This window comes from Leptotrichia sp. oral taxon 879 str. F0557 (genome assembly GCF_000469385.1).
Lineage (GTDB): Bacteria > Fusobacteriota > Fusobacteriia > Fusobacteriales > Leptotrichiaceae > Leptotrichia > Leptotrichia mesophila.
The window spans coordinates 63,885-89,248 of sequence record NZ_KI271289.1; the positions used below are offsets into that span (position 1 = coordinate 63,885).

Consider the following 25,364-nt stretch of genomic DNA (forward strand, 5'->3'; position numbering starts at 1 on the left):
TTGAATAAAGTTAAGATTTAAGTAGAATAATTGTAATTTTTGAAATCATAGTTAACCCGATTTCGAGAAAATATATAAATTAGATAAAGATATAACTTAAGTTTTTGTTCTTATTTAAATTAGATTTACTATAAGTATCAATACTACTATTATAATTATACACTAAATAAGAGTAAATATCAACAAAAATAAAAAAGATTTATATAATTCTCTGAAAATTATTAAAAAGATTTATATAAAAGCATTGACTTTTTTTAAAAAGTATGTTATTATAATGACGTAAATAAGAAATAAAAATTAATAGAAATGGAGATGATTATTTATGAAGAAATTTTCAATTGCAGTAGCTGGTGGAGGGAGTACATTTACTCCAGGAATTGTGTTGATGTTACTTGAAAATTTAGATAAATTTCCTATTAGACAAATAAAATTTTATGATAACGATGCAGAAAGACAAGAAGTTATAGCAAAAGCTTGTGACATTATTATAAAGGAAAAAGCGCCTGATATTAACTTTGTTTATACAACAGACCCTGAAACAGCATTTACTGATGTAGACTTTGTTATGGCACATATAAGAGTTGGAAAATATGCAATGCGTGAAAAAGATGAAAAAATACCTTTAAGACATGGAGTATTAGGACAAGAAACTTGCGGACCTGGAGGAATTTCTTATGGAATGCGTTCAATTGGTGGAGTTATCGAGTTAGTTGATTATATGGAAAAATATTCACCAAATGCATGGATGTTAAACTATTCAAATCCTGCAGCAATCGTAGCAGAAGCAACTAGAAGATTACGTCCAAACTCTAAAATATTAAATATCTGTGACATGCCAATTGGAATTGAAATAAGAATGGCTGAAATGCTTGGGCTTAAATCAAGAAAAGATATGGTAATTAGATACTTTGGATTAAATCACTTTGGATGGTGGACAGACATTAGAGATAAAGAAGGAAATGACTTAATGCCTGCATTAAGAGAAAAAGTGGCAAAAATTGGATATAATGTAGAAATTGAAGGAGAAAATACAGAAGCAAGCTGGAATGATACATTCACAAAAGCAAGAGATGTATTTGCAATTGATCCTACAACAATGCCAAATACTTACTTAAAATATTACTTCTTCCCTGATTACGTAGTAGAACACTCAGACCCTAATCACACAAGAGCAAATGAAGTAATGGAAGGAAGAGAAAAATTTGTATTTGGAGAATGCAGAGCAATCGCTGAAAAAGGAACAGCAAAAGATAGCAAACTTCACGTTGACGATCATGCTTCATATATAGTTGACCTGGCAAGAGCAATCGCTTATGATACAAAAGAAAGAATGTTGTTAATAGTAGAAAATGACGGAGCAATCTCAAACTTTGATCCAACTGCAATGGTTGAAGTGCCTTGTATAGTAGGTTCAAATGGACCAGAAAAAATTGTTCAAGGTAAAATCCCTCAATTCCAAAAAGGATTAATGGAACAACAAGTATCAGTTGAAAAATTGACAGTAGAAGCATGGATTGAAGGTTCATACCAAAAATTATGGCAAGCAATCACATTGTCAAGAACTGTGCCAAGTGCATCTGTTGCAAAAGCAATATTGGATGACTTAATTGAAGCAAATAAAGACTTCTGGCCAGTGTTGAAATAATTAACAAATATACTTAATTTATAGGATTATCTCAAAAGTTTAAAAATTTATTTATGAATTATTCTTAACTTGTGAGATAATCTTTTTATTGATAATATAAAATAATTCTAAAAAAGGAGAAAATATGGATATAAAAAAACTAGATAAAAAATGGTGGAAAAAAGAAGTTGGATATCAAATATATCCAAGAAGTTTTTATGATAGCAACAATGATGGAATTGGAGATTTGAATGGAATTACTGAAAAATTGGATTATCTAAAAGAACTGGGGATAACTCTTATCTGGATTTGTCCTGTGTATAAGTCGCCAATGGATGACAATGGATACGATATTTCTGATTATTATGATATAAATCCTGAATTTGGAACAAAGGAAGATTTAGAAAGATTAATTTCAGAGGCGGAAAAAAGAGAAATAAAGATAATTTTAGATTTAGTAATTAATCATACTTCAGATGAGCATGAGTGGTTTTTAGAAGCATTAAGAAATCCTGAAAGCAAGTATAGAAATTATTATATTTTTAAAAGAGGAAAAAATGGACTGCCACCAACAAACTGGAGAAGCCATTTTGGAGGTTCTGCTTGGGAAAAGGTTGAAGGGGAAACTGATGAAAATGGGAATGAAATGTATTATTTACATTTATTTTCAAAGAAACAGCCTGATTTAAATTGGGAAAATCCTGAAGTAAGGGAAGAACTTTACAAAATGGTAAATTACTGGCTGGAAAAGGGAATAGCTGGATTCAGGGTAGATGCCATAAATTCAATAAAAAAAGATAAGAATTACTCAGATTTGCCTGTTGACGGTGCAGATGGATTTGCACATAATATAAAGTATACTTTAAATCAGCCGGGAATTGAGGAATTTTTGGGAGAATTGGCACAAGAAACTTTTAAAAAATATAACTGCATGACTGTAGCTGAAACACCTTTGCTGGAATATGAAAGATATAATGATTTTATTGGTGAAGATGGATTTTTTTCAATGATTTTTGATTTTAGTTATTCTGATTTGGATATGGCAAAGGAAGGATTTTATTATTCAGTACAGGATGTGAAAGTGAAAGAATTAAGAAACAAAATTTTTGAGAGTCAGCTAACACAGCAGAAATATGGATGGGGAGCGCCATTTTTGGAAAATCATGACCTACCAAGAAGTTTGAATAAATTTTTAGGGAAAAAAGCAAATGAAGTAAATGCAAAATTACTTGCGACATTGTTTTTCTTTTTACGTGGGACACCGTTTATTTATCAGGGACAGGAAATAGGAATGGACAATTTTGAGAGAACTGATATAGCACAGTTTGATGATATTGCCAGCAAAGATCAGTATCAACGTGCACTGGGAGAAGGTTTTTCTCCTAAAGAAGCACTATATTTTGTAAACAAAAGAAGCCGTGACAATTCAAGAACACCTTTCCAATGGAATAGCACTAAAAATGCAGGATTTTCAAAAAATGAAGATGTAAAAGCATGGATAGAATTGACTGGAAGTCAAGATAAAGTAAATGCAGAATCTCAAATAAATAATGAAAATTCAATTTTTGCCCATTATAAAAAAATGATTGATTTACGACAGAATGGAAAATATTCAGATTGTTTGATTTTTGGGGAATTTATTACAGTAGAATTAGGAAATGATGAAATAATCGCGTATATAAGAAAATATGAAAATCAGCAAGTTCTTTGCATTAATAATTTTTCTGATAAAAAACAGAAAGTGGAGCTAAGTGAAATTGCCAAAAGTATTGGTAAAAAAGAAATCGAATTAGAAGATATTTTGATTAATAATTATGAGAATATTGAAAATGATGGAAAAGTGTTAGTTCTTGAAGGATATCAAAGTTTATTAGTTGCAATTTAACAATAAAATTTAAGGTAAGATTTTTTCAAGAATTGAATAAAAATAAAAATAGAACTAAAGATAATTGATTACTCGGAGGAAAAATGAAAATAAAAGGGATATTATTTGATTTTAATGGAACAATGCTTTTTGATAGTGCTTTACAGGAAGATGTATGGAAAAAATTTTTAAGAAGCAAAATTGGTAGGGAAATAACAAATGAAGAAATTCATAAGTATATTCATGGTGGAAATAATAAAACTGTACTTTCATACTTTTTTAACAAAGATTTTTCAAATGAAGAAGTTCAAAAACTAGGAGAAGAAAAGGAAAGCATGTATCGGGATATGTGCCTAAAAGATGAGAAAATGTTCAAATTAGTAAAAGGATTGCCAGAATTTCTTAATAAGTTAAAAGAGGCTGGTATTCCAATTACTATAGCAACAGGTGCTCCGATAAGCAATGTAAAATTTTATTTTGAACATCTAAATTTGGGCAAATGGTTTGATATAAATAAAGTTGTTTATACTGACGGAAGTTTTAAAGGAAAGCCAGAACCAGATATTTTTTTGAAAGCAGCCAAAAATATAAATGTGGATATTGAAAACTGTGCAGTATTTGAAGATGCAATACTTGGAATAGAGGCGGCAAAGAGAGCAAATGCTTCAAAAATTATAGCTGTTTCTTCGACACTCAATACCAATAAATTATCATCAATTGATGGAGTTTCGTATGTCATAAAAGATTTTACGGAAATATCAATAGATAATTTGTAATTTGAAAAATATATAAAATAAAAAACTGTCTTTTTATTCTTAAAATAGAAATATTGGACAGTTTTTATTATTTTTATTCTTAATTAATTTAATCAATTAAAGTTTTGTTTAATGTATAATTTTTAGTAATTCCATTTTAAATGGATTGAGTATAATATTAAATTTCCTTTTCTAGTTTAATTTTTTCGATAATATTGCTTGGAAGATATATTTCAATAATGGACTTTTTGCTAGAATAATATTTTACAAAAATTCTAATATATTTATTTGAAAATTCAAAAGAGTCGTTATCGTTAAAATAACTGATAGAATCAATATTTTTTAATTTAAAGTTATACATAAGTTCTTCAATTTTTGGATAATGTCTTTTAATTTTGTTAAGTTTTCTTGTAAGTGTGTAAAATAGGACTATTGGTGATTTAACAGTTTTTGATACATTTACAAAAAGTTTTAGTTTGTTTGAGGCTAGATTGAGCATAAGAGCCTTTTTCAAATTTTTTTCAAAATCTTCAGAATTTTTGGCATAATTTATATTGTCGTAGACATATTTATATCCTCTTTTTGACACATAAAGTACAAATAAATGGTAAATTTCCTCAGGATTGGAAATTTTTTCTTTAATAGGTTCCAGCATTTTATAAATTTTATTATCAAAAGGCTTGTAGGATTGTTTTGATTTATTTATATAAAAACTTATTGAAGTAATTTTATTCGTTGCTTTTTTGTGTTCTTTTATTTTTTCATATTCAATTGAAAAATCTGTAAAAGTATTTATATCCAGTATAGCTTTTTTTAAAATATACTTTTCAAAATCAAAAAATCTTTCATATTTATCATTTGCATTTAAGTAAGTTTTTACTAATGAAACTGGTAGAGTGATTTCGTTCTTATCTTTAAAATTTTTAATAATATTGTTATAAAAACTGAATGAGGAAGAATCATTCATAAAAATAAATTTTTCAATTTCAAGAAGAGAAAAAAAGTTTTTTTTGAGAGAAAAGCAGTTTTTAAATTCTTCAGTAAAAAATATGTGACAATAATCAGAATATAAAGTAAAAGATGAGATAATTCCAAAGGATCCTGAAAATTGTATATCTGTAGAAAAAAATATATGTTTTTCCATTAAAGCATTAAAAAACGGGGTAAAATCATTAATTGAAGGAAACTCAAGTATGGAAAGCAGTTCTTCAAATCTAATTTCAGCTTTTTCTAAAAATGAAGAATCTGATGCAATTCTAAAGAATAATAATTTAAAAAAGTTTTTTTCGTTTTTTGTTATTTTTTTTGAAAATTTAAGATTAATAGTATTTTTTAAATTTGTAAATTTTTCTGAAAAATAAATATCCATTCTATTCTCCTAACTGACGAAAGAAAATTTATAAGTTTCGTTTAATTTTTATATTAAAATTTTTTTATTATAAAGTATTTATAATTAGACGAAAAAGCTAAATAACTATTCGTCTTTCTTTAATTATATCTTAAATTAAAGAAAAAATCAACTAATAAATAATATAAAAAATATTAAATTAATAATTAAATTTTTTTTTGACAAAATGAAAAATGTGGGGTATAACGATAGTGAAAAGCAGAAGAATTTAAAGATAGAGTTAAAATTGGAGGAAAAAAGATGGGAAAAAGGTTATTAAGTTGTTTTACTAGTGATTTTAGTAAAATGTCAGGACAAGATTTAAAAAATGCAATTAAAGCAAGTGAAGGAAGAACAGTGCTTTCAGAAAATATTACAGGAAGAAGAAGTGTTACAGGAGATGTTACAAATAGCGAATTAGCAAGAGCATTTGGAGCAGATCTTATATTATTGAATGGATTAGATGTGTATAATCCTGTTATAGCAGCTTTGCCTGAAAGTGATGAACCAATAAAGCTTTTGAAAAAGCTTACAGGTAGACCAGTAGGTCTGAATCTTGAGCCTGTAGACTTGAATGCGGATATGATGGAGGAAATAGAGATTATTCCTGAAGGAAGAATGTGTTCTGAGGCAACATTAAAAAAAATAGAGGAAATGGGATTTGACTTTGTATGTCTTACAGGAAATCCTGGTACAGGGGTTACAAACAATCGAATTTCAGAAGGAATAAAACAGGCTAAAAAATATTTTAGTGGAATGGTAATCGCAGGGAAAATGCATTCAGCAGGAGTTGATGAACCTGTCGCAAATTTAGATGTTGTAAAAGAATTTATTGAAAGCGGTGCAGATGTTATAATGCTGCCAGCTGTAGGAACAGTACCTGGCTTTACTCAAGATGAAATGATAAAGGCTGTAAGATTTATTAAGGAAAATGGAGCATTATCAATGTCTGCGATAGGAACGAGTCAGGAAAGCTCCACAAGAGAAACAATAAGACAAATAGCAATAATGAATAAAATAGCTGGAGTGGATATTCAACATATTGGAGATGCTGGATATTCAGGAGTTGCAAATTATGAAAATATAATGGAACTGTCAATCGCCATAAGAGGTGTAAGACATACAATTAGAATGATTGCTGCTTCAAATGATAGATAAAAAAATATAATAAATTATAAATTATACATAATTGGAGGAGGATTTTATGAAAAGAATATATTTGTTTTGTGCTTTGGGAATGTCTACAAGCTTAGTTGCCAAAAAAATGCAGGATGTGGCAGATAAGCATAGTCTTCCTGTTGAAGTAAAGGCTTTTCCTGACAATAAGATAGATGTTATTGTTGAAGAATTTCATCCAGATATAATATTGCTTGGGCCTCAAGTAAAATTTAAATTTGAAGAAACAGCTTCAAAATATGAGCCAAAGGGAATTCCTGTGGCAGTAATTGACTTGGAAGATTATGGAAAAGTCGATGGAGAACGTATTTTAAAAAGAGCAATAAAAATACTAAAAGAAAAGGCGGTAAAGGAAGATGTTTGATAAATTAGAGAAAATTTTAGGACCTTTGGCTACTAAATTAAGCAGTAATAAAGTTTTAACAGCAATCCGTGATGGATTTTTAGTAGGTACACCGTTAATTATAGTAGCTTCAATATTTTTAGTTATTGGGAATTTTCCAATTCCTGGATATACAGAATTTATTGCAAAATTTTTGGGAAAAGGATGGGATGGACACCTTGATGCAGTTATCAATTCTACATTTGGTATAATAGCTCTTCTTGGGGTTATTGGTATTGGTTATTATTATGGTAAAGAAAAAGGAATAGAAGGTATTGCGGGAGCTGCAGTTTCATTAGTTGCATTTCTGATTATAAGTCCTCAGACACATCCACTTTTTGTAGATAAGGAAGGTAAAGCTTTTAGCGGATTTGCATCAGGGAATTTAGGAACAAAAGGATTATTTTTAGCAATGATTACAGCATTGGTTTCTGTAACAATATTTACGGCAATTAAAAATAAAGGATGGACAATAAAATTGCCGGATGGTGTGCCGCCTGCGGTAATGAATTCATTTGCAGCACTGATTCCAAGTATGTTTGTTATGTTTACATTCTTTATAATAAGACTTGGGTTCTTGTTCTTGACAAAAGAAGGATATGCACATGATTTTATTTACAAAGTATTACAGGCACCTTTGATGGGATTTGGTCAAAGCCTTATATTTGAACCTATTTATCAATTTTTGTCAACATTATTCTGGTTCTTTGGTATAAACGGTCCAGCAGTTACAAATACTATTTTCAATCCTATACATTTAGCATTGACTGCTGAAAACCTAGCTGCATATAATGCACATCAACCTTTGCCTAATATATTCGCAGGACCATTTGGAGACTTCTTCTGTAACTTTGGTGGTGGAGGAAGTACACTATCTCTTGTACTGCTTATGATATTTAAAGGTAAATCAGAACGTATGAAAAAATTAGGTAAATTGTCTATAGTTCCAGGAATCTTTGGTATAAATGAAATGGTTATATTTGGACTTCCAGTTGTATTAAATCCAATTATAGCAGTGCCATTTTTATTGGTTCCACTTGTTAATACGATTTTGTCCACAGCTGCCACTTTGTTAAATATTATACCTCGTACAACAGGAGTTTTACTGCCTTGGACAACACCAATGTTCTTTTCAGGATGGCTGGCTACAGGAAGTATAATTGCGGGACTTTTCCAAATAATACTGGTTATAATTGGATGCCTTATTTACTATCCATTCTTTAAAGTGCTTGATACACAGTACTTGAAAGAAGAAACTCAACCAGTAGAACAAAATGAGAAAGATGATTTAGAAGATATTTCTCTTGATGATATCTCTTTCTAATGTATAAATTTATATTGAATAAGGCTGTTTCAAAATTAATTATAAAATTTGATTTTGGGGCAGTTTTATTTGTTATTAAAGACTATTCAAGATATACTCAAACCTATTTTAATTTAAACTGCTAAAATTATATAAATTTATGGTTTGAGTAAAATAGTCATAGCTTTTGAGTTTGGTTCTAAACAAGTTTTACTATAAAAAAGTATTATTGTTAATGAATACAAAAAATGAAAGCAGAATTTTGACAGAAAAGAGGAAAGATAATGAAAATAGTTTTATTTTTTGATCAGATTCAATCTGGAACAGGTGGAAAAGAAGGAGCTAATGTGGAACTTGCACTTGAAAAGGGTGGAATAGGTTCATACATGATGTTTTCAGAATATATAAAAAATATAGGTGGAACAGTACTTGCAACAACATACTGCAGCGACAGCTATTTTAAGGAAAATCAGGAGCTTGTCCTTGAAAAAATGACAGGTCTTCTAAATAAGGTAAAAGCTGATATTCTTTTATGTGGACCATGTTTTAACTATTACAACTATGCAGAAATATCCTCTATTTTAGCAGAGTACGTAAAAAAGGAAACAAATTGCAAACCTGTAGTTGTATGTTCAGAAGAAAATAAAGAAATAATAGATAAATATAAAAATAATCTGGTAATGATAAAAATGCCAAAAAAAGGTGGAGTAGGATTACGGGAATCACTTCAGAATATGGCAAAAGTAATTAAGAAGGTTTATGATGGAGATAATTTATCTGAAGTGAGCGATTATATATATAAATAGCTAGGAAAAAATTACCACAAAAAGTTAAACAAAATAGATGAGAAGCATAAATTTTTATATTATTTTTGAATATCTTTAGGATAGTTTTATCTATTAATTTATCTGTATTGTCAAATAAAAGAAATGGAGTAAATATGAGACTAAAAGAATTATGTCAGTTAAATGGAGTTTCAGGGGATGAAAAGGAAGTGCATGATTTTTTGTATAATGAATATAAAAAAAGAAACCTTTCAATAATAAAGGACAGACTTGGCTCTGTTTTTGGTCTTAAAAAAGGAAACAACTCGTCATATAAAATAATGATAAGTTCCAACATGGATGAAAGTGGAGGAATGATTTCAGATATCAGGGAAGACGGATTGATGGAATTTTTAACAATAGGACTTTATGAAAAAGGTCTGTTTGAACAGAGAACAGTAAAAGTGCTTAATAGAAGACATGAAGAATATACAGGATTTATAGTAAAAAATGAAAATGAACTTTTACTTGATACAGGATATGGAAATAAAGAGGAAGTTTTAAAAGCGGGAATTCAGATTGGAGATATTTTTTTACTTGATGTTCCAACTTTATGCCTTCCAGAAGGAGAGATACTTTCTAAAAATCTTTCTAACAGGGCAGGGCTTGAGATTGGTCTTACAGTTCTGGATAAACTGGAAGAAAGCAAGGAAAATCTCCCATTTGATGTTGCAATAGGAGGAATCTCCCATTCGGTAACAGGTCAGCGTGGTGCAATAACGGCAACGACTGCTGTAAAACCTGATATAGCTATTGTTATTGATGCAGCATATGTAAAAGAACCCAAAGAAAATGCCATATATATTCGTAGTTTTGATAAGTCAATGCTTCCAAATCAAATGTTAAAACAGGAATTTTATGAAGCTGCACAGAAAAAAGGATATATTCCTGAAGGGCATGTTCAGCTGGAAGCAACAGACGGTTCTTTTATCCATAAGTCATTGGAGGGAACTCCGACAGTTGTACTTGTACTGCCTTTAAAACATAAACAGGCTCTTTTAAATTCGTTAAAAGTAAAACATATAAATAATATGAGTGATGTAATCATAGAGTTTATTAAGGGGCTGACTGCTGAAAAAATAGAAAAATTCGGATTTAAAGGGTGAGAAAAATGAATTTTGATATAGAATGGGAAGTTTTGAAGGAGCTGACAGAAACTTATGCAATTTCAGGATTTGAAGAGGATATTGTAGATATATTGAAAAAGCATATAAATCTTCCATTTTCTCAGGATGGTCTTGGATCCTGCCTTTTTACAAAAGAAGGCAATGGTATTTCTATAATGGTAGCCACTCATATGGACGAAGTAGGATTTGTCGTAAAGGAAATAGATGAGCAGGGGTACCTGTATTTTCAGAATGTAGGAAATATGTGGTCGCATGTTCTGCTTAACCAGAAGGTGACAGTTATAAATGAAAAAAAGAATATATATTATGGTGTTATTGGTGGACCTGCAGTCCATTCAATAAAGGAAAAGGAAAGGGAAAAGGTATTGCCAATTCATAAACTATATATTGATATGGGAGTTAGCAGTAAAAAACGGATTGAAGAACTGGGAATAAAAGTAGGAGACATGATATGTCCGTATGGAAAAATGATAGAGCTGAATGAAGAAGGATACCTTGCAGGAAAAGCCTTTGATAATCGTGTAAGTGTAGCGACAGGAATATGGCTTATGAATATGCTGAAAAAGGAAAATACAGGTAACAAAGTCACACTGGCAGCAACTGTTCAGGAGGAAGTTGGGCTAAGAGGTGCAAGAACAACAGCACATAAAGTATTTCCTGACCTGGCAATAGCTGTAGATACTACTTTGGCAGGGGATACCCCCTTGAATAAAAATAATATAAAGCTTGGAAAAGGAGTAGCTATTAATGTTATTGATTCAATGACCATAATGAACAGAGGACTGCTTATTTATATTGAAAATCTATGCAGAAAGAATGACATTCCTTATCAGCTGAGCTGTTTTACAGATGGTGGGACTGATGCAGGAAATATTCATAAGTCAGGAACTGGAATACCTGCAACAACTTTATCCATACCTATGAGATATATGCATACTCATCTTGGAGTCGTACATAAGGATGATATTATTGCGACATTGAAACTGCTGAAACTGATAGTAGAAGATCTGACTCCTGAAAAGTATGACAGAATACTGAAGGAAAACTATAATTACAGTGAATAAGATGAAAAAACTTGAGGAGGTAAGAAGATGTGGGGAATAATTGCAACATGGTGCATGGCACATGCTGGTGTCAAAAAAGCTGTAAAAATATTGAAAAATGATGGAAAAGCGGGAGAAGCAATAGAAACAGCAATAAAAAATGTTGAAGATTTTCCTTTTTATAAATCTGTAGGTTACGGTGGACTTCCAAATGAAGAAATGGAAGTGGAACTGGATGCGGCATACATGGATGGAAGCAACTTTGATTTTGGTGCAGTATGTGCTATTAAAGATTTTGCTAATCCTATATCTGTTGCCAGAGATTTGAGTCATTTAAATGAAAATAGCATGTTAGTAAGTGAAGGCGCAGAAAAATATGCACATAAAAGAGGTTTTGAAAGAAAAAATATGCTTACAGAAAGGGCAAAAATACATTACAGAAACAGATTGAAGGATATGGCACATATAAAAGAAATAGAAATAAAGCCCTATTCAGGACATGATACGGTTGGTATGGTATGCCTTGATAAAGAAGAAAATATAGTTGCAGGAACTTCTACAAGCGGACTTTTCATGAAAAAGAAAGGAAGAGTGGGAGATTCGCCTGTAATCGGTTCAGGACTCTATGCTGACAGTGAGATTGGAGGAGCAAGTGCAACAGGGCTTGGAGAAGATATAATGAAGGGAATAATTTCATATGAGATAGTAAAACTTATGGAAAGTGGTCTTTCTCCTCAGAAAGCATGTGAAAAGGCTGTCTTCACTTTTGAAAAGAAATTGATAAGAAAAAGAGGAAAAGCAGGAGATATTTCTGTAATTGCTATGAATAACAAAGGAGAATGGGGAGTAGCTACAAATATTGAAAATTTTTCCTTTGTTGCAGGAAATGAAAAGACTCCTGTAAAAGTATACAGGACAAAAAGAAAAGGCGATGAAATGGTACATGAAGAAGCAACTGAAGAGTGGCTTCAGGAGTATATCAATGAAAGAACTAAACCTCTTATAGAAAAGTAAGGCAGGTAGAAAATGGATAAAAATATGGATGATAATAAAAAATATGATAAAAACAGGAATATTTCCGATGAGGAAATAATATTGAAAATAAAAGAAGAAGTGAAAAAAATACAGCCTGAATTAATAGAGAAAATACGTGAATTAGTTTCAATTTACAGCATTCAGATGGAAGCTGAAGAAAATGCTCCTTTTGGAAAAGGGCCTGCAGAGGCACTTAATAAAGCTCTGGAAATATCAGAAAAATTGGGATTTAATACAGCGAATATAGATAATAAAATAGGTTATGCAGAATATGTATCGGAAGAAATAAGGGATTATGAGGAATATATAGGGATTTTTGGACATGTAGATGTTGTTCCTCTTGGTGAAGGGTGGAAGTACTCTCCATTGGATGGAGAAATAGAAAATAATCGCATATACGGAAGGGGTGTTCTTGATAATAAGGGTCCAATTCTATCAAATCTTTTTGCACTCCATATTCTGAAAAAATTAGGAATAAAATTTGATGTTCCTGTAAGAATAGTTTTCGGAACAAATGAAGAAACAGGATTTGCATGTGTAAAACATTATCTGACAAAGGAAAAAGCCCCTATTTTTGGCTGGACTCCTGATTGTAAATGGCCAGTTGTATACGGAGAAAGGGGAAGGCTTAAAGTAAGAATATATTCTGAAATGAAAGATTTAGAGAAATTATATGAATTTGTAAATGGATATATTTTATCAGCACCTAATAATGGTGTGAAATTAAAAATAAATTTTAAGGATGATGACTTTGGAGAAATGATATTAAGAGGTTACAGATTTGGGATTTCTGAAAATAGACATTTTTTTGAATTTGTAATGAGCTATCCTGCAATATGCAAAAAAGAGCAGCTTATGGATTTAATTAAGAGTAATTTGACAGAAGGAACGGAGCTGGAGGAAATTTCCAACTGGAATCCAGTTCTATATGATAAAAGTTCTGAATATGTGCAGACTTTACAGAAAGTATATAATTATGTTACAGGATTTAATTCGGAACCTGTCACAACGACAGGAGGAACTTATGCAAAGATAATTCCTAATATTATTGCATATGGCCCAAGTTTTCCAGGTCAGAAGGATATAGCACATTTACCTGATGAGTGGCTTGATTTATCAGATTTAGAGAAAATAACAGAGATTTATGCATTTTCATTATATGAAATAAGTAAGTTGAAAAATAGAAAAGAATAACTTGAAATAAAAAACTGTCTAATAGTCCTATTCTAAGATTAAAAGACAGTTTTTGAATAATTTGTTTAAAAATAATAATTTTATATAATATAACTTTTTAGTCTAATTTTAGAGAAATTTTACTAAAATTAGTTATAGAATTTTTTTTGGTCTGTAATTTCGTTTTCACTTCTAGCTACAACCATTGTGCAGACAGCATCTCCTGTTATATTTACTGCTGTTCTGAACATATCTATTATTCTGTCAACACCGATTACAACACCAATTCCTTCAAGCGGTAATCCTGCTTGTTTTAATACAAGTGAAAGCATTAGCATACCTGCACCTGGAACACCTGCTGTACCAACAGAAGCCAGTACCGCTGTTAAAATAATTCCCAAATATTGTGTTGGACCTAAATGAATATTATAAAGATTTGCAATAAATACTGCAGCAACACCTTGCATAATTGCAGTACCGTCCATATTTACAGTCGCTCCTAAAGGAATTGTGAATGAACTTATTTCCTCAGAGATACCAAATTTTTCTGTTAAAGTTTCAATATTTACTGGGATTGTTGCATTGCTGCTGGATGTAGAAAATGCAACTGATATAACATTAAAGAATTTTTTGAAGAATCTTAATGGACTTACTTTTGCCATAGTTGCTAGCATTATTTGATAAACACCTGTATGAATAACAAATGCAAATAATGTTGCAGCCACAAATCCAAGCAATTTTACAAGCACATCTACACCTGTTGAAGCAACAACTTTTGAAATTAGTGCGAATACTCCTATTGGAGCGACTTCCATTATAAGTTCCACCATTTTTAACACAAGTTCATTTGCTTCTTCAAGTAAAGCTTTTAAATTTTTTACCTTATCTCCTAAAGTTGAAATTGCAACTCCTAACAGCAAAAAAAATACTATAATTGCAAGCATTTTTTCTTCTGACATTGCATTAATAATGTTTTTTGGAATCATATCAAGAAGAATATCAATAAGTTTACCTTGCTCCGCAATTTTAAATTCACCTTTAGGAAGTTCTCCATGCACCATTCCCATTCCGATTCCAGAAACTTTTGCTACAAATAATCCAATTGCTACAGCAATAGCAGTAGTTGCAAAATAGAAACCCAAAACCTTTGTACCAATTCTTTTAAGTTTTTTTATATCTCCAATAGAAGCTGCTCCCATTGCAAGAGAAATAGAAACTAACGGTACAATCATAACTTTCATAAGATTGATAAACATTCCTCCAAAAAAAGCAAGGACTGAATCAATAACGACATCTTTTACGAAGGGATTTTTTGCAAAAGGACTTAATATCAGCCCAAATACAATCCCAAGTGCTAACCCAACCATTATCCTAGTTGTTAATCCCATTTTTTTCATAGATTTTTTTACAGTATAAAATACTGCCTCCTTTCTCGAATTTATAAAATATACTATATTTTAACTTTTTATCAAAAAATTTACAACCCATAAAAAAATTTTTTTTATCCTGACAAATAAATGAAAGATTTTAAAAGAATTTTTTGTTTATCTGACAGTACAATTAAATAATACTAAACTCCATTTAAATAACGGATTTATTATAAACTTCCCTAATAAAGGATATAAACCCAATATTTTAAAATAATTTAAGATATAATTTTTATTTTTTAAACAGAGTTTAGTATAAAATTAAATAAAATAATAATAAAATAAAACTGCCGCTTATCCCTAAAAATAAGAATATCAGACAGTTTTAATTCTCAATTAACCCAATAAATTTAGAAATAATTCTAAATATAAATTTTATCCCTTTTATCTATTTGAACAATTAAAATGACTAATTTATCCTTTTCAATTTTTGCAATAATTCTATAGTTTTCAACTCTATATCTCCAAAATCCTTTCAGATTGTATCTTAATGCTTTACCAAATTTTTTTGGATTATCTGTATTATTAAGATTTTGTTTAATGTATCTCATAATTTTTAGTTTCATAGAATCATCTAGTTTATTTAATTGTTTTTCAGCTTTTTGTCTGATGATAACTTTATATTTCATTTTCCAATCCCATTTTTTTTACTAAATCTTCAAATGAAATTGCTTTTTCCTTGTTTAACTTATACTCTTCATAAGCCTCAACAGCCAATTTGTAGTCCTCTTCATCTTCGATTTTTTCAAGAATTAAATCTAACATTACTTGGTTTAAATTTATATTATTTTCCTTAACATAGTTGTTTATTTTATCTTCTATGTCAGGATGAGCATTTATAGAAACGGTTATCATAAAATTCACACCCTTTCTTGTTATTTTTGTTAATAAAATTTTAACATAAAAAATAATAAAAATCAACGAAAATATTTTATTAACTGCAATTTGTATCAAAAAAATTCCTTCAGAGGAAATTGCTCTATATGGGCATGAAATTGTTCCTATTAGAATAAAAAATATCATTCATACAGAAAACAATAAAAGAAGTGAATAACATAAGACAAAATAGATAGCTTTATAGAAAATATATGTCAAACAAATGATTAGTTAATGTTATTAATGTTGAAAACAAAATTGATTTTCATCAGAAAATTAATGAAGAAATTGAACTGGGATAGAATAGAAATAAAATATTTATTCAAAAGAAAAAAGACAGGAAAACATTCCTCTGTATAGGAAGCCCTGCCTTAAATATATATTTTCTTTTTCCTGATCATCATTATCGCTCTGTATATTTACATATAGCTAGTATGTTCTATTTCCATATTTATCCTTGCAATAGAATGTTCCACTAGCCCTTCTATAACATTTTTCTCCACTTTCCTTTCTTTTTTGTTCTGCTTCTTTCCAGCCTTTAGGGTCAAGTAGTTCACATCCCACGACAGACATAGTAAGTATAACCATTAATAAAATTTTCTTAAGTATTGCATATCATCTCCTTATGTTTTAAATATATTTCTCTCATTTTATGTATTGATTATTTGTGTTTTTTTATATTTTTATTATACAATATTTTAAGTTTGAATACAAATTGTTTTTTATATTTCTGTAGAAAATTTAATAAAAAATAAAATTATACCTAAATTACAATGTAATTTTCTTAAATTATTTTATTTTAATACCTTCCAGTTCCAATAAAAACTCCTTTATATGAAGTCCTCCACCATATCCTACTAACTTTCCGTTCGCACCAATTACACGATGGCAAGGAATAAAAATTGAGATTTTATTTCGATTGTTTGCCATTCCAACTGCACGGACTGCTTTTTCGTTATTAATTGCAACTGCTATGTCCTTGTAGGAACGGGTTTCGCCGTAAGGGATTGTTTCAAGAGCGTTCCAGACGGAAATTTGAAAAGGTGTTCCTTCTTTTAAAAGTGGCAAGTTAAAATTTTTTCGCTTTTTGGAAAAATATTCAAATAACTGATTTTTTGCCTTTTTTATTAACTCGGTTTCTTTAATTTGAAAATTATCCTCATTTTTAAATTTTTCAATTTCATAACTCCAGATTACATCAGTAATATGAGAATCATTTTCTGTTGTGGCAAGTCCAATTTTTCCAATTGGAGTATTGGTTTCATAAAAATAGATATTTTTTTTCATTGTTATTAGCCTTTCAATTTTTTATATTTAAAATTTGAATTTTTTAATTCATTTTGTGGTAAATGTATTATAGTATGGTTGGGTAAAAAAGTAAATAGGGAGTAAAAAAGTAAAAATTTGAAATGAAAACTTTAACATTTTCAGAGTTCTTTTTTTATGATATAATGGGAAATAAATTAGATGAGGTTTTTCAGTTATGTTGAATAAGTCATTATGGGAAAAGAAAATATTTGGGGATAGTTTTATTTTAAAAAAGATTATGGATAGAAAATTAAAATTGTGGCTGTATAATCAGTATAAAAAAGAAGAAACAGATAGCGGACAAGAAGAGGTAATAATTAAGGAAAATTTAAGTTATGAATTACTTTGTGATATTTTAAACAATACAGAAAAATATGTAAAAGCCAAAAGTGGAAATTGGGAAAATAAGTTTTTGATTTATAATGAGACAGCAAGAGAAGGCGAACCGTTTATTGTGGCAATACTTAAAGATATGTATGCTTTTTGCGTATTTTTTTATATAAGTAAAAAAGGAGGAAAGTACATTGTTAAGAATAAATGGTTTGATGAAATTGAAATTGAAGATATGGAAAAATTTTTGAATAATTTGCAGGAGTGTAAGGTAAATCTTGATGTTCCTGAATTTGTAAATTTGAAAAGATATTATTATAATGAATTGACATTAATTGAAAAAATCTTAAAGAGGTATTTTGAAACAGGGAAAATTGAAGTCAAACTAGATGAAAATATTAAAATTAACCGTAAATACAGTGGAATAAAATTAGGAAATCACATTGAAAAAGTAATTTCTAAATCAGAGAAAAGAAATCTAAAAAAATATTGTCAGTATTTGTTGTATGAAGATAAGGGACAGAAATATTCATTATTTGCAAATCCAAGAACTGGAAAAATTGTAAAAATTGATATAAAAGATGAGAAGTATTTTCCAGCAGAAGATTTGAAAATTGGTGATTACTTAACGGAAGAGAAAATGGAGAAATATGAAATTTATTACGATGAGGATGATGAAGATATGTGGCTTAGTGAAGTAGTAAAAGAATTGGCAATAGTAACAGAACTTATTGGGAAATATCCTAACCAGAAAGAAAAAATACTGTGGTATGTCTGGTTTGATTATAAAGAGTACAGTTTTTAAGTGAAATAAATCATACTTAAAATTGTAAATGTTGATTTACAAAAATTTAAAATATAATGGAGGCTTTTATGAGAAATTTTGAAAAAATAGAAAATAGGAATTTTATTGATATTTTATTGGGAGCTGTTAAAATAGTTGGAATAATGATTTTTACGTGGAGTGTTCTAATTTTTCAAAGAGGTATTTTTGGCAGTTATTATTTCAATAGTGTGGCAAAAACAGGAGATTTGAAAGCTGGAGAAATGGTAACGCTTGTTCAGACGTTATTTAGCCTTGTTGTACTGATTATATTAAGTGTTATTTTTATAAAAATGATGAAGGCTAGATTTGGTAAGGAGAATTTGAATAAAATAAAATTCTGGACTTTTGTTATAATCGTGATAACTTTTGTTTTATTTGCACTTGGAGTGACTTTTTCGATGATAAATTCGATAGTTAAAAATATTGGAAGTATTTCTTTGAGTGATAAAATTACTATATTTTTTAAAACGGGAGTTTTAGAAGGAATAAAAGGGATGCAGTTAATTGGATTTTTATTGACAATGTGTTTATTTTCAATTAAAGTTTATGAGAATAATAAGAAAAAGAGTCTATTTGCAATAATCTTTGCTGGCGTAAGTTCAATAATTCTAATGATAATTTTTTATTTTATTGGACTATTTTTAGATTTATATCTGCTTCAAACAAGTCAAGGATGGAAAATGGAAACACTCTCTGGATTTATAAGAGAAATAATGCAAAATGCAAATATGCAGGAAGTAGTGTTTAATTATTATTTTTATTTAACATCATCTGTTGTTGTAATATTTACAATAATATTAATTTTAAACGTTTTTTCAGATAATAAAAAGAAACTTTATGGAGAAGAATAGTTTTAAAACTATTGAAAATATTGATGTTTAATAATTAAAGTTTTGGAAAATGATAATTATACTTATAATTTATTAAAAAAGGAAATATAAAAAAATGAATTTATTTGATGAAGTATATGAAGATAAGAAGCCACTAGCATTTAGATACCGTCCAAAAAGTCTTGATGATTTTTATGGGCAGAAGATATTGGTTGGGGAAAATGGGATTTTGAGGAAGATTATTGAACGTGGAAACTTTATGAATGCGATTTTTTGGGGAGCACCGGGAACAGGGAAAACTACGCTTGCAGAGATAATAGCTGATAAAATGAATTACCATTATGAATATTTGAATGCTATAAAAGCCTCTGTAACTGATATAAAGAATATTTCTGATAAAGCACACAGCAGTTTTCATACAAATGGACAGCAGACATTACTATTTTTAGATGAAATTCATAGATTTAATAAGTTGCAGCAGGATTCACTTTTGGAAGATTTGGAAAATGGAAATATTATTTTAATTGGAGCGACTACTGAAAATCCTTATTACAGTTTGAATAACGCATTATTATCACGATGTATGGCATTTGAATTTAAGAAATTGAGTGGGGATGATTTGCTTAAAATATTGAAAAATATTAATGAAAAGGAGAATTTGGGGATTTCAGATGATATTTTAGGATATATTTCGGAAATAATCGAAGGAGATGCAAGGCAGGCTATAAATATTTTGGAACTGATAACAAATGTTGGAGTGGAGTTTACACTGGAAGAAGTAAAGGAGATTTTGAATACGAAAAAATCATATCACAGGACAGAAGAAAAGTACAATACAATTTCAGCAATGATAAAAAGCATTCGTGGAAGTGATCCTGATGCGGCTGTCTACTGGATGGCGAAAATGCTGTCTGGTGGCGAAGATATTTTGTATATTGCAAGAAGGCTTGTGATTTTAGCTTCTGAAGACATTGGGCTTGCAAATCCGCAGGCTTTACCAGTTGCTGTGGCAGGACTTAATGCAATAAAGGAAATTGGAATGCCCGAAGCTAGAATCATCTTATCTGAAGTGGCAATCTATCTCGCAATTTCTCCCAAGAGCAATTCAGCCTACAATGCTATAAATTCAGCACTAAGCCACATTGAAAATGAAAAAATTCAGGAAGTGCCAGTTCATCTCACAAAAGTTGGAGCAAAAGACTACAAATATCCACATAATTATGAAAATCATTATGTAGACCAAATTTATATGAATGAAAAAATCAAATTTTACGAGCATGGAGAAAATAAATTTGAAAAGGCGGCAGATGAGTGGTTGAAGAAGATTAAAAAGAATCAAAAATAAATTGTCTATTGAATTTTTAAAAATAGTTGGTATAAAAAATACTCAAACAATAGTGTGGTTAGTTGTCTGAGTATTTTTTTGAATATTTAATAACAAGCTGAAGGATCATAATTTTGTACAAAATTTCTTGCTGTGTCACGCTCACAGTCATACCTTACTGCTGAATCATGTCCAGATAACTTGTAATCTATTAATGCTTTATTTAAATTAAAGCTATATATATCTGAACCAGGACGATGAAGGATTAAACCATACTCCATTTCAACTCCATTATTAACACCAGTTGCAGCCCAAGTGCTCCCAATTAATTTTCTTAAAGAAGAACTGCTTATATTTTTAAAACCTTTTAAATTAATATATCCTTTTTTATTTTTATTATTTCCTTCCAAAACCCGCACTAGCACTTTATTTCCATCTCTTACACCTTTAATTTCTACAAGTGTATCATTCATATCAGAAGCTGTAAATCTTCTTTCATATGGATCGACTTCTTTAGTTTCAATCTTAGTTTCGTTGGTTTTGGTTTCACTTTTTTTGTTGTCTTCTTTAGCCTGAGTTTGTACTGAAGCCATCATTTGATTTTCCAACTGTCGTTTTTCTTGTTCCTTTTGAACTTTTTCCATCTCATTTATTTTATTTTTCATACTTACAAATTGGTAAATACCACCACCTATGATAATAAATCCTATAACCAGAACAAGAGCAATTATTATTCCAATTAGAATTTTTACTAAATTTTTGTTTTCAACATTATTATTTTCCATTTATATTTCTCCTAAATTTTAAATTTAAAATGTTTAATACTATTTCTTTTTCAAATATTTCCAATTAATGTATCCAAATTTATGTTGTCCTAAAACTTCAACATATACTCCTTCAACATTAAAAGGACTTATATCAATTGGATCTATGACTACAATTGTTCCATTTTTTATTTTATCACGAATAGTCGAATTATCATACGCTTTTCTAGTAAGATTGGCATAACCATTTGGAGATTTTACTATGAATTTTTCTTTTTTACAATTTTCTTCACTAATACTTTTACTTGCACATACAGGAATATCATCTTCTTCATATCCTTCACCTATTATCACTTTTTTATAATCATTTCTTTTTTCAACGTCAACTATATTTCCATGAATCTCAATATCCTGAACTTCTTGATTAAATGAAATTCCCACAGGATTTCCGTTAATGTCTGCATCTTTAGAAATTTTACAAAATTGATGATTTTTCTCAAGACACGAATCATAATCTATTTTTATGTCTTGATTATTATTATATACACCATCCATCATTTCAGCATACATCGCATTGATAAATAAACCATGTTCAATATGAAATTCTGTTATTTTGGGATCAAGAATACAATTATTTAAAATCCTATTTTCATCAAAGTGAATTGCTTGTACTTTATTAGCATTTTTACCAAGTTTTATCATAATTGTTCCATCTTTTTTGTTTTGTCCAAAATAACTTCCATTTAAATCATTTACACTAATTTCATAGATTGTTTTAGGATTACATTTCTCATAAGCCAATCCAACAATGTTTACAACAAACAAACTTAAAATTAACAACAATTTTCTCATAATTCTTCTCCAATCTTTTAAAAATTTATTTTTACCAAGTAATGTCATTTAATTTTTCTGCAATTTCTAAAGTTGATAATCTTTCTACATTTTCAATTTCTAAATCTAATTTTAAGTCAAAAAATCTAGAGCCTAGCAAACCATATTTTGAAGTTTTTTTAAATTTTGTTGGACAAAAATCACTATCGTCAAATAAAAAGAAAATATGTCCTTTTGAAATATCTCCATAGCCATAAATTTCTGGAAATTCTTTTATTGTGCTTATTATTCTGTTTTCTTCCTCGCTAGTAATTTCTCCATTGCCTGAAATTTTTTTAGTAATTAATTTTCCTTCTTCTGTAAGTTCAGCCAAAAAAACTTTGTTTACTTTTCCAATATATTTCACTTTTTTTGCAGTATATATTCCAGTAAATTGATGGTTTGAATATCCTCTGGAATCAGGTTGGAAGTATAAACGATATTTTTTATTTAATTCAAAACTTTTGTTGCATGGAACGATTCTGAATACATTTTTTATTAGACCCATTGAACTGCAATAATAATAAAAATCTTTGGATAAACGGTATAGTTCTTCATTAAAAGGATATTCTTCGGTAATTTCTTGAAGGGAGGAAAGTAATTCGGAAAAAGTTATTGAAACAAAATTAAAATTATAAATTCCTATTCTTTGATTTATAGATTTTATGGTAGTTTCATCAAAGGTAGAATTACTTATGTGAATTAATATGTTTGTTTCAGATGGATTTTCGTTTTTGCAGTAATTAATAAGTTTTTTTGTATTATCTAATCCTGCAATTTTAGTTTCAATAATGATTTTTGTTGCTTTTGTCTGAATATACCCATCAATAATTCCTCCTTCCTTTTGTGATTTTTGTTGTGCAAAAACAGGGATAACCTCATAATTGATATTTTCTGGAAGAACACTGTTTATAAATAATTCATAAATTTTTGGATTTATTCTATATAAATTTGATAGAAGTAATAGAATATTATTTGTAATAGTATTCTCTCCTTTAGAGTAAATTTGAAATGGATTAATAAATCCCATAAAAAAACCTCCTATTTGTTTTAAAGTTATATTTTCCTTTTAATTATACTATTTTTTTTTTTTTTTTGCTTATAAGGGAATTAAATTGTAGTTAATTTTATAGATTATTGTATAATAATTTTAAATTTACAATTTTACAGTTGAATAATAAATAATTTTATGTTATGCTTTATAAGCAAAAGATTAAAACATATATTAAAACAAAAAAAGCGATAAAAGACTGTCTTGTATTTGAGGCAGTTTTTTATTTAAAAGTTAATAATTACACAACCTTGATAAATACAAGGGTTTGTGATAAAATAAATTAACAAAATATATTGGAGGAATGATGCCGAATGAAAAAAAGAGCTTTGATTAGTGTTTTTGATAAGACTGGGATATTGGAATTTGCACAGTTTTTAAATCAAAAAGGTGTGGAAATTATTTCTACTGGAGGGACTTACAAGTTTTTGAAGGAAAATGGGCTTTCTGTAATAGATGTTTCGGAAGTTACTAATTTTAAGGAAATGCTGGATGGAAGAGTGAAAACATTGCATCCGAATATTCATGGTGGAATTTTGGCGATTAGGGACAATAGGGAGCATATGGATACGATTGCGAAAGAAGGAATAGAGACAATTGATTATGTTGTAGTTAATCTTTATCCGTTTTTCAGGGAAGTTCAGACAGATAAGACTTTTGATGAAAAGATCGAATTTATTGATATAGGTGGGCCTACAATGCTTCGTTCGGCTGCAAAATCATTCAAGGACGTTACAGTTATCTGCGAAACAGAAGACTATGAGAAAGTTATGGAAGAAATTGAAAATAATGGGGAAGTTTCATTTGAAACAAAAAAAAGATTGGCTGGGAAGGTGTTTAATTTGACATCAGCTTATGATGCGGCTATCTCTAATTTCTTGCTGGAAGAGGAATATCCAAAATATTTGAATGTTTCATATGAAAAGAAATTTGACTTGAGATATGGCGAAAATCCTCACCAATCGTCTGCATATTACGTTTCAACTACTGAAAATGGAAGCATGAAGGATTTTGTCCAGTTAAATGGAAAAGAATTGTCGTTTAATAATATCAGGGATATGGATATTGCTTGGAAAGTGGCAAATGAATTTGATGAAATTGCCTGCTGTGCTGTAAAACACTCGACTCCTTGCGGTGTGGCAGTGGCAGATGATGTTTTCACAGCTTACAAGAAAGCTCATGATTGTGATTCAGTATCAATTTTTGGTGGAATCGTTGCGATTAATAGAGAAATCGATGCAAAAACTGCACAGGAACTGAATAAAATTTTCCTAGAAATCGTAATTGCCCCAGCATTTACTGATGAAGCTCTGGAAATATTAAAATCCAAGAAAAATTTGAGAGTAATAAAATGCGAAGTTGCAAAACCGCAGGATAAAGTGGAATATGTAAAAGTTGATGGCGGAATATTAGTTCAGCAGACAAATCAGAAGATAATTGATAATATGGAAGTTGTAACGAAAAAACAGCCAACAGAGCAAGAATTAAAAGATATGGAACTTGGAATGAAAGTCGTAAAACACGTAAAATCAAATGCAATTGTGGTCGTAAAAGACGGAGCGGCAACAGGAGTTGGAACAGGACAGACAAACAGAATCTGGGCAACTCAGCACGCACTTGAACACGCCAAAGGAGATTTAGATTCACTGGAAGGAGCGGTTCTGGCATCAGACGCATTTTTCCCATTCAGAGACTGTGTAGACGAAGCTGCAAAATACGGTATCAAAGCACTAGTACAGCCAGGTGGATCAATTAGAGACAAAGAATCAATCGAAGCCGCCGATGAACACGGAATGACAATGGTATTTACTGGAATCAGACATTTCAAACATTAAAATTAAAAAAATATTTGTTTTTATAGATAAACTGTGCTAAAATATATAAAAAAGGGTAATCTATATCAAAATTTAAGAATAGAGGGACAATTAAAATTCAAAAAACTATATAATCCCAATTATATGATGGGATATAGACCACCCCGATATCGAAGGGGACTAAAACTAACATAATTATTATCATAACTAAGTATAAGATATAGACCACCCCGATATCGAAGGGGACTAAA

24 protein-coding genes are annotated in these 25,364 nt (G+C 29.6%); 15 read left to right on the forward strand and 9 right to left on the reverse strand.

Annotated features, from left to right (window positions below; all coding sequences use genetic code 11):
• Window positions 1-322 precede the first annotated feature (322 nt).
• The 3 genes from HMPREF1552_RS01110 (at window position 323) to HMPREF1552_RS01120 (ending at window position 4,264) form a co-directional block, all read left to right on the forward strand.
• Window positions 323-1,645: a 6-phospho-alpha-glucosidase gene (locus HMPREF1552_RS01110; RefSeq protein WP_021743190.1), complete on the forward strand. Its 1,323-nt coding sequence runs from the start codon at window positions 323-325 to the stop codon at window positions 1,643-1,645.
• A 124-nt stretch (window positions 1,646-1,769) separates the two neighbouring features.
• Complete coding sequence (locus HMPREF1552_RS01115) at window positions 1,770-3,509, forward strand: alpha-glucosidase (protein ID WP_021743191.1); 1,740 nt, start codon at window positions 1,770-1,772, stop codon at window positions 3,507-3,509.
• Between the two features lie 83 nt (window positions 3,510-3,592).
• Window positions 3,593-4,264, forward strand: a complete 672-nt coding sequence (locus HMPREF1552_RS01120) for an HAD family phosphatase (protein ID WP_021743192.1) — start codon at window positions 3,593-3,595, stop codon at window positions 4,262-4,264.
• Window positions 4,265-4,421: 157 nt separating this feature from the next.
• Here HMPREF1552_RS01120 and HMPREF1552_RS01125 read toward each other — a convergent pair whose 3' ends face one another.
• The gene (locus tag HMPREF1552_RS01125) at window positions 4,422-5,612 is read right to left on the reverse strand and encodes a replication initiation protein (RefSeq protein ID WP_021743193.1); all 1,191 of its coding nucleotides are present in this window, start codon (window positions 5,610-5,612) and stop codon (window positions 4,422-4,424) included.
• 279 nt (window positions 5,613-5,891) lie between these two features.
• Here HMPREF1552_RS01125 and HMPREF1552_RS01130 point away from each other — a divergent pair, with 279 nt between their 5' ends.
• The 8 genes from HMPREF1552_RS01130 to HMPREF1552_RS01165 all read left to right on the forward strand — a co-directional run bounded on the left by HMPREF1552_RS01130 (window position 5,892) and on the right by HMPREF1552_RS01165 (window position 13,714).
• The gene (locus tag HMPREF1552_RS01130; protein WP_021743194.1) at window positions 5,892-6,788 is read left to right on the forward strand and encodes a hypothetical protein; all 897 of its coding nucleotides are present in this window, start codon (window positions 5,892-5,894) and stop codon (window positions 6,786-6,788) included.
• A 46-nt stretch (window positions 6,789-6,834) separates the two neighbouring features.
• Window positions 6,835-7,170 carry a PTS sugar transporter subunit IIB gene (locus tag HMPREF1552_RS01135; protein ID WP_021743195.1) on the forward strand — a complete coding sequence of 112 codons (336 nt, stop codon included), beginning with the start codon at window positions 6,835-6,837 and terminating at the stop codon, window positions 7,168-7,170.
• Window positions 7,163-8,512: a PTS sugar transporter subunit IIC gene (locus tag HMPREF1552_RS01140; protein WP_021743196.1), complete on the forward strand. Its 1,350-nt coding sequence runs from the start codon at window positions 7,163-7,165 to the stop codon at window positions 8,510-8,512. The genes HMPREF1552_RS01135 and HMPREF1552_RS01140 overlap by 8 nt, the downstream gene beginning before the upstream one ends.
• A gap of 263 nt (window positions 8,513-8,775) precedes the next feature.
• A complete protein-coding gene (locus HMPREF1552_RS01145) occupies window positions 8,776-9,297 on the forward strand; it encodes a GrdB-related putative oxidoreductase (protein ID WP_021743198.1) in 522 nt (173 codons plus the stop codon).
• 134 nt (window positions 9,298-9,431) lie between these two features.
• A complete protein-coding gene (locus HMPREF1552_RS01150; protein ID WP_021743199.1) occupies window positions 9,432-10,421 on the forward strand; it encodes a M42 glutamyl aminopeptidase in 990 nt (329 codons plus the stop codon).
• Between the two features lie 5 nt (window positions 10,422-10,426).
• Entirely contained in the window at window positions 10,427-11,506 is a 1,080-nt protein-coding gene (locus tag HMPREF1552_RS01155; protein ID WP_021743200.1) for a M42 family metallopeptidase, read from the forward strand.
• Between the two features lie 27 nt (window positions 11,507-11,533).
• Window positions 11,534-12,499: a N(4)-(beta-N-acetylglucosaminyl)-L-asparaginase gene (locus HMPREF1552_RS01160; RefSeq protein ID WP_021743201.1), complete on the forward strand. Its 966-nt coding sequence runs from the start codon at window positions 11,534-11,536 to the stop codon at window positions 12,497-12,499.
• A 12-nt stretch (window positions 12,500-12,511) separates the two neighbouring features.
• Window positions 12,512-13,714: a Sapep family Mn(2+)-dependent dipeptidase gene (locus HMPREF1552_RS01165; protein WP_021743202.1), complete on the forward strand. Its 1,203-nt coding sequence runs from the start codon at window positions 12,512-12,514 to the stop codon at window positions 13,712-13,714.
• 128 nt (window positions 13,715-13,842) lie between these two features.
• Here the strand turns inward: HMPREF1552_RS01165 and HMPREF1552_RS01170 are convergent, their stop codons facing one another.
• The 5 genes from HMPREF1552_RS01170 to HMPREF1552_RS01190 all read right to left on the reverse strand — a co-directional run bounded on the left by HMPREF1552_RS01170 (window position 13,843) and on the right by HMPREF1552_RS01190 (window position 17,283).
• The gene (locus HMPREF1552_RS01170) at window positions 13,843-15,090 is read right to left on the reverse strand and encodes a dicarboxylate/amino acid:cation symporter (RefSeq protein WP_021743203.1); all 1,248 of its coding nucleotides are present in this window, start codon (window positions 15,088-15,090) and stop codon (window positions 13,843-13,845) included.
• Window positions 15,091-15,482: 392 nt separating this feature from the next.
• A complete protein-coding gene (locus tag HMPREF1552_RS01175; RefSeq protein ID WP_021743204.1) occupies window positions 15,483-15,749 on the reverse strand; it encodes a type II toxin-antitoxin system RelE/ParE family toxin in 267 nt (88 codons plus the stop codon).
• A complete protein-coding gene (locus HMPREF1552_RS01180; RefSeq protein WP_026746023.1) occupies window positions 15,739-15,975 on the reverse strand; it encodes a DUF6290 family protein in 237 nt (78 codons plus the stop codon). The genes HMPREF1552_RS01175 and HMPREF1552_RS01180 overlap by 11 nt, the downstream gene beginning before the upstream one ends.
• Before the next feature lie 450 nt (window positions 15,976-16,425).
• On the reverse strand, window positions 16,426-16,605 hold the full coding sequence (locus tag HMPREF1552_RS01185) for a hypothetical protein (protein ID WP_039900905.1): 180 nt from the start codon (window positions 16,603-16,605) through the stop codon (window positions 16,426-16,428).
• Window positions 16,606-16,785: 180 nt separating this feature from the next.
• Entirely contained in the window at window positions 16,786-17,283 is a 498-nt protein-coding gene (locus tag HMPREF1552_RS01190; protein WP_021743207.1) for a methylated-DNA--[protein]-cysteine S-methyltransferase, read from the reverse strand.
• 196 nt (window positions 17,284-17,479) lie between these two features.
• Here HMPREF1552_RS01190 and HMPREF1552_RS12680 point away from each other — a divergent pair, with 196 nt between their 5' ends.
• The 3 genes from HMPREF1552_RS12680 (at window position 17,480) to HMPREF1552_RS01205 (ending at window position 20,635) form a co-directional block, all read left to right on the forward strand.
• Window positions 17,480-18,439 carry a hypothetical protein gene (locus tag HMPREF1552_RS12680; RefSeq protein WP_021743208.1) on the forward strand — a complete coding sequence of 320 codons (960 nt, stop codon included), beginning with the start codon at window positions 17,480-17,482 and terminating at the stop codon, window positions 18,437-18,439.
• A 68-nt stretch (window positions 18,440-18,507) separates the two neighbouring features.
• Window positions 18,508-19,311, forward strand: a complete 804-nt coding sequence (locus tag HMPREF1552_RS01200; RefSeq protein ID WP_039900907.1) for a hypothetical protein — start codon at window positions 18,508-18,510, stop codon at window positions 19,309-19,311.
• 94 nt (window positions 19,312-19,405) lie between these two features.
• Window positions 19,406-20,635, forward strand: coding sequence for a replication-associated recombination protein A (locus tag HMPREF1552_RS01205; protein ID WP_021743210.1), 1,230 nt, complete (start codon window positions 19,406-19,408; stop codon window positions 20,633-20,635).
• A gap of 86 nt (window positions 20,636-20,721) precedes the next feature.
• Here HMPREF1552_RS01205 and HMPREF1552_RS01210 read toward each other — a convergent pair whose 3' ends face one another.
• From HMPREF1552_RS01210 to HMPREF1552_RS01220, 3 genes are read right to left on the reverse strand one after another with little or no spacing between them, the layout of a single operon-like run.
• Complete coding sequence (locus HMPREF1552_RS01210) at window positions 20,722-21,399, reverse strand: hypothetical protein (protein WP_021743211.1); 678 nt, start codon at window positions 21,397-21,399, stop codon at window positions 20,722-20,724.
• Between the two features lie 39 nt (window positions 21,400-21,438).
• On the reverse strand, window positions 21,439-22,230 hold the full coding sequence (locus HMPREF1552_RS01215; protein WP_039900934.1) for a hypothetical protein: 792 nt from the start codon (window positions 22,228-22,230) through the stop codon (window positions 21,439-21,441).
• A gap of 31 nt (window positions 22,231-22,261) precedes the next feature.
• Window positions 22,262-23,278 (reverse strand): hypothetical protein, encoded by a 1,017-nt coding sequence (locus HMPREF1552_RS01220; protein WP_021743213.1) that lies wholly within the window; start codon window positions 23,276-23,278, stop codon window positions 22,262-22,264.
• Between the two features lie 335 nt (window positions 23,279-23,613).
• Between HMPREF1552_RS01220 and purH the strand changes: the two genes are divergently transcribed.
• Window positions 23,614-25,134, forward strand: coding sequence for a bifunctional phosphoribosylaminoimidazolecarboxamide formyltransferase/IMP cyclohydrolase (gene purH / locus HMPREF1552_RS01225; protein WP_021743215.1), 1,521 nt, complete (start codon window positions 23,614-23,616; stop codon window positions 25,132-25,134).
• The last annotated feature ends 230 nt before the right edge of the window (window positions 25,135-25,364 follow it).